Source organism: Bacteroides sp. HMSC067B03, from assembly GCF_001811315.1.
GTDB lineage: Bacteria > Bacteroidota > Bacteroidia > Bacteroidales > Bacteroidaceae > Bacteroides > Bacteroides faecis.
Map to the genome: position 1 here is coordinate 23,514 of NZ_KV804506.1, position 3,839 is coordinate 27,352.

The following is a 3,839-nucleotide window of genomic DNA, read 5'->3' on the forward strand; positions in this document are numbered from 1 at the left end:
TGGGGATATCGAAACGTACCCTGCAAACCTACCGGGAGAAAGGGTTGCTGCCTTTCAGCCGCATCCGTCACAAAATCTTCTACAAACCGGAAGATGTCGGGAAACTGCTGCAATCGTCGCACTATCCTAATACCGCCGCGTTATGAGCCATTATTTCATCGACAAGCACGATCCGCGTGTGGCGGATCTCTTCCGGCGTTTGGAAAAGGCCGGCAAGGCACTGGATAAACTGGAATCCTCCGGAGGCCGGACACTCAAGGGAGAGCGGTTCGTCACCGACGAGGAATTGTCCCGGCTGCTGAAAATCAGCAGGCGTACATTGCAGGAATACCGCACGGCGCGGATCATTCCCTATTATTTGATTCAGGGCAAGGTACTATACATGGAATCCGAGATACAGAAATTTCTGGAAGATTCCCGGAAGAAATGTATCGGGGGACAGGAATGGGTATAAAAGAAGAACGGCCATCACGGCCGTTCTTCTTTTTCAGTTCAATATCGTGTTCATGCCGGGGAGCTGCCAGACGACGGCGGTCGTCGTGGCCCTTCGGACAAGCCACCGTCGGAAGGCTTCGGCATTCCCGGATTTTAAGCGGAAAGCCAGCGCGGCGATCATTTCGAGCGAATACAGCTCGACAATACCGCCGTCACGGTTGCGCTCCCGGCGGTAAACCCGCTCCTCACGGAGTATGCCGCTTTTGAGTATGGAGCGGATGTTGCTCCCCACGGCAGGAACGAAGACTCCGAACAGGTCGGCAATCTGGTGGCGCGTGAGCCATACACGGTTCTCCGGCGTGTGGATTTCCACCCGCCCGTTTTCAATGCTGATAGGTTCTCTTGTCGTCATAGTCATACAAATTTATCAATTTTTGTTATACTGTTCAACCGTTTACCGTTATAATATCTGCCGTTTCCGGTTCGTCCTCCTCGTAGAGATTTATTTTCCGGCCTTTGGTCTGTTCTTTCAGACGTTTCATGTCCTCGTCCACCTTGCGGTCGGTCACTTTGGCGTAAATCTGCGTGGTGGAAATGCTCTTGTGTCCCATCATGCGGCTGACAGTTTCGATAGGCACACCCAGCGAGAGCGTGATATGTGTCCCGAAATTGTGCCTCGCCTTGTGAAAGGTCATGTCGAAGCCGTATGTCCGTCCCAGTTCTCTGGTGAGCTTGATGAGATACCCCCGGCAATAGAGGTTGAAAATCCTGTCGCTTTTACGCTCGTGGCGGTATTTCTCGATGATCTGCAACGGCACGTTCAGCAGGCGGATGGCCGAGGGCGTTTCGGTCTTCTGGCGCCGGATGTGTATCCAGTACGTTCCGTCGTCCGACTGCGTGATGTCTTTTTCGGACAAGCGTTTCAGGTCGGCGTAGGACAACCCCGTGAAGGTAGCGAAGAGAAACCAGTCCCGCACCCGCTGGAGGTTGGGTTTACCGACGGGAGTTTCCATCAGTTTTTTGAGGTCTTCGAGTTTCAAATGGCGGCTCTTGCGCCGGGGCAGTTCCGGGTGCAGCTTCCCGTAAGGGTCGCGCCGGAGTGTACCCTGACTGACAGCCCGCTTGGTCATTTTTTTCAACCGGTAAAGATGCTCGTGTACTGTCTTGGGTTTCATTTCACGATCTGTACGCAGGAATATTTCAAAATCATCGTAGAACTCCCGGTCAAGGCTCCGCAACGCTACATCCTCCTTTTCCTTCCTTTTTTTCACGAAGGAGGCTAAAATATTATAGGAGTTCTCGTAACTTTCATAAGTTTCTTCCTTGCGATCCACGCCGACACGCTTGCGGAACTCCTCGTTATGCTCGCGGAACAAGGCAAGGAGGGTGAACGGTTTCTGCCCGATTCCTTCCACGGCGTTTTTGACCAGCTCGGCCGTCACGAAACCGAGGCTTTTACGAATATGACGGTAATGTCCGGTGATTTTTTCGGTCAGTTTCTCTATTGCCTGGTTTACCGTTCGGGCGTTCTCGCTTCGTCCGTTCGCCCTTTTGGTTTCCGGATTCCAAAGCGATGGATCGACAAACGCGTTGATATTGATCGGGGCCGACTTGGCGTCGATGCTTACCTTGCATAACAATTTACATGTTCCGTCCTTGCGGACTTTCGTGCGGTTGATGTAGAACAGCAGGGAGAACGTGCTGCGGCGTTTTATCTCTTTATTATTCGTTTCCATAATCGTTGTGAATTTGATTGTCAATGATAGATTAAATAGCTACGGAGAAGCGGCCGGCAATCTTTTCCTCTAAAGACCGGGTATCCATGTCGATCTTGTCATCGGTCACTTTGGCGTAAATCTGCGTCGTGGAAATGCGGCTATGCCCCAGCATTTTACTGACGGTTTCAAGCGGGACACCATGCGAAAGCGTGATCTCGGTGGCGTAGGTATGGCGTCCGCAGTGAAAGACGAGTTTCCGTTCAATTCCGCAAATGGCGGCAATACGTTTCAGTGTCCGGTTGAGTTCGTTGTTGCTGTACATCGGCAGCAGTTTTCCTTCCGGGGCCATATCCCGGTACTTGTCGAGGATGAGCAACGGTATGTCGAGCAACGGCACTTCATAGTCGATTTTCGTCTTCTTGCGGGCGGTCTTGATCCATACCTCACCGTCCTCGGCCACTTCCAGATCCTCCGTCGTCAGGCGGCACATGTCCCCGTAAGGGATACCCGTGTAGCAGGAGAAGAGGAACAGGTCGCGGATATGGTAGAGTTTCGGGTCGTGCAGGGGTGTGGTCATCAGCCGTTGTAACTCTGCGGCGGTAAGGTATTTCTGTTCCCGCTCGGGATGTTCGGCTTCATACCCCGCGAACGGGTCGGCAGTGATAATCCCTTCCGCGATGGCTTCCCCGACAATCGTGTTCAACCGTGTGACAAGCAACACGATAGTTCCCAGGGCAAAGCGGCGCTCCGTGCGTAGGTAGAGGTCATAGTTGTCGATGAATGAACGGTTCAGGGCCGTGAAAGGAACATCCGACAACTTGTATTTCTCCTGGATGAAAGCAGCCACACAGTTACAAGCATAGCGGTAAGATTGTGCTGTTCCCTTTTCCCGGTTCACGCCGACACGTTTTTCGAAATGTTCGATGAACGTCCGGAAATAACCCAACAGGGTTTCCTGCCCGAAAGCCGTCCCCAACAACAGATTCCTTATTTCTTCAGCCGTTACATTCTCACGGGTGGCTGACAGTTCGTCATAAATGGAAATGGCTGAAGCTCGCAAATCGTCCAGTTGCCGGTTGATTTCCCGCGCGGCGTTACTTTTACCCGTGGCACGTCCGGATGCCCACAGTGCAGCGGGTACGGACATTTTCGCACTAAAAGCCGCTTCTGAAAATTTGCCGACAACAAGTTTCGCCATGACCGGGCAATGTCCCTCGTCATTCATTTCGCTCTTTTTGAGGTAGAACGTAACCGTTACATCCGTCTGTTTCATAACTCTATTTTTTTTATGTTGCAAAATTACTTGATATATAGCTATTTACAGTTATGAAAATTATAGCGGAACAAAGAATAAAACCCCGGATGCCGGTAACATAACCTGTATTTCCATGAAAAACGGAAAAAAACGGTTATCTTTACGGGCAAAATATAGGGTTCTTTGCATGGTGAACGGTAAAACCGCAGGTGGTCAAGCGTTATTTTGCCGGATTATCCGGGGCTAAAAAAGGCAACGGATAAGTAGCAAATCTTTCTCTTAACCTTTCATTATCCTGCATTTTAGCGATTTGGAAAGGTATAGAAGAATTTGGCTTAACTCTCCTCAATACCAAACACTTACTTTATTTATCCAAATTTTGCCGTTTTTTTGCGAGTTCTTCGTATCTTTGAGGTATGAAAAAAGACCGG

Annotated in this window: 5 protein-coding genes; 2 read left to right on the forward strand and 3 right to left on the reverse strand. The window is 50.5% G+C overall.

The features are described 5' to 3' along the window. Both HMPREF2794_RS29755 and HMPREF2794_RS26335 read left to right on the forward strand, forming a co-directional pair. Positions 1-146: helix-turn-helix domain-containing protein (locus tag HMPREF2794_RS29755; RefSeq protein ID WP_139147305.1), on the forward strand; the 146-nt coding region annotated here is incomplete at its 5' end. Further along, on the forward strand, positions 143-454 hold the full coding sequence (locus tag HMPREF2794_RS26335) for a helix-turn-helix domain-containing protein (protein WP_004295430.1): 312 nt from the start codon (positions 143-145) through the stop codon (positions 452-454). The genes HMPREF2794_RS29755 and HMPREF2794_RS26335, both read left to right, overlap by 4 nt. Before the next feature lie 33 nt (positions 455-487). On the opposite strand, the gene HMPREF2794_RS26340 is transcribed toward HMPREF2794_RS26335, so the two are convergent. Genes HMPREF2794_RS26340 through HMPREF2794_RS26350 form a run of 3 tightly spaced genes read right to left on the reverse strand, consistent with a single transcriptional unit; the run spans position 488 to position 3,426 of the window. Further along, positions 488-853 (reverse strand): virulence RhuM family protein, encoded by a 366-nt coding sequence (locus tag HMPREF2794_RS26340; protein ID WP_007559043.1) that lies wholly within the window; start codon positions 851-853, stop codon positions 488-490. 28 nt (positions 854-881) lie between these two features. Further along, on the reverse strand, positions 882-2,171 hold the full coding sequence (locus HMPREF2794_RS26345; RefSeq protein WP_007568639.1) for a site-specific integrase: 1,290 nt from the start codon (positions 2,169-2,171) through the stop codon (positions 882-884). Positions 2,172-2,202: 31 nt separating this feature from the next. Next, the gene (locus HMPREF2794_RS26350) at positions 2,203-3,426 is read right to left on the reverse strand and encodes a site-specific integrase (protein ID WP_004303751.1); all 1,224 of its coding nucleotides are present in this window, start codon (positions 3,424-3,426) and stop codon (positions 2,203-2,205) included. Between the last annotated feature and the right edge of the window lie 413 nt (positions 3,427-3,839).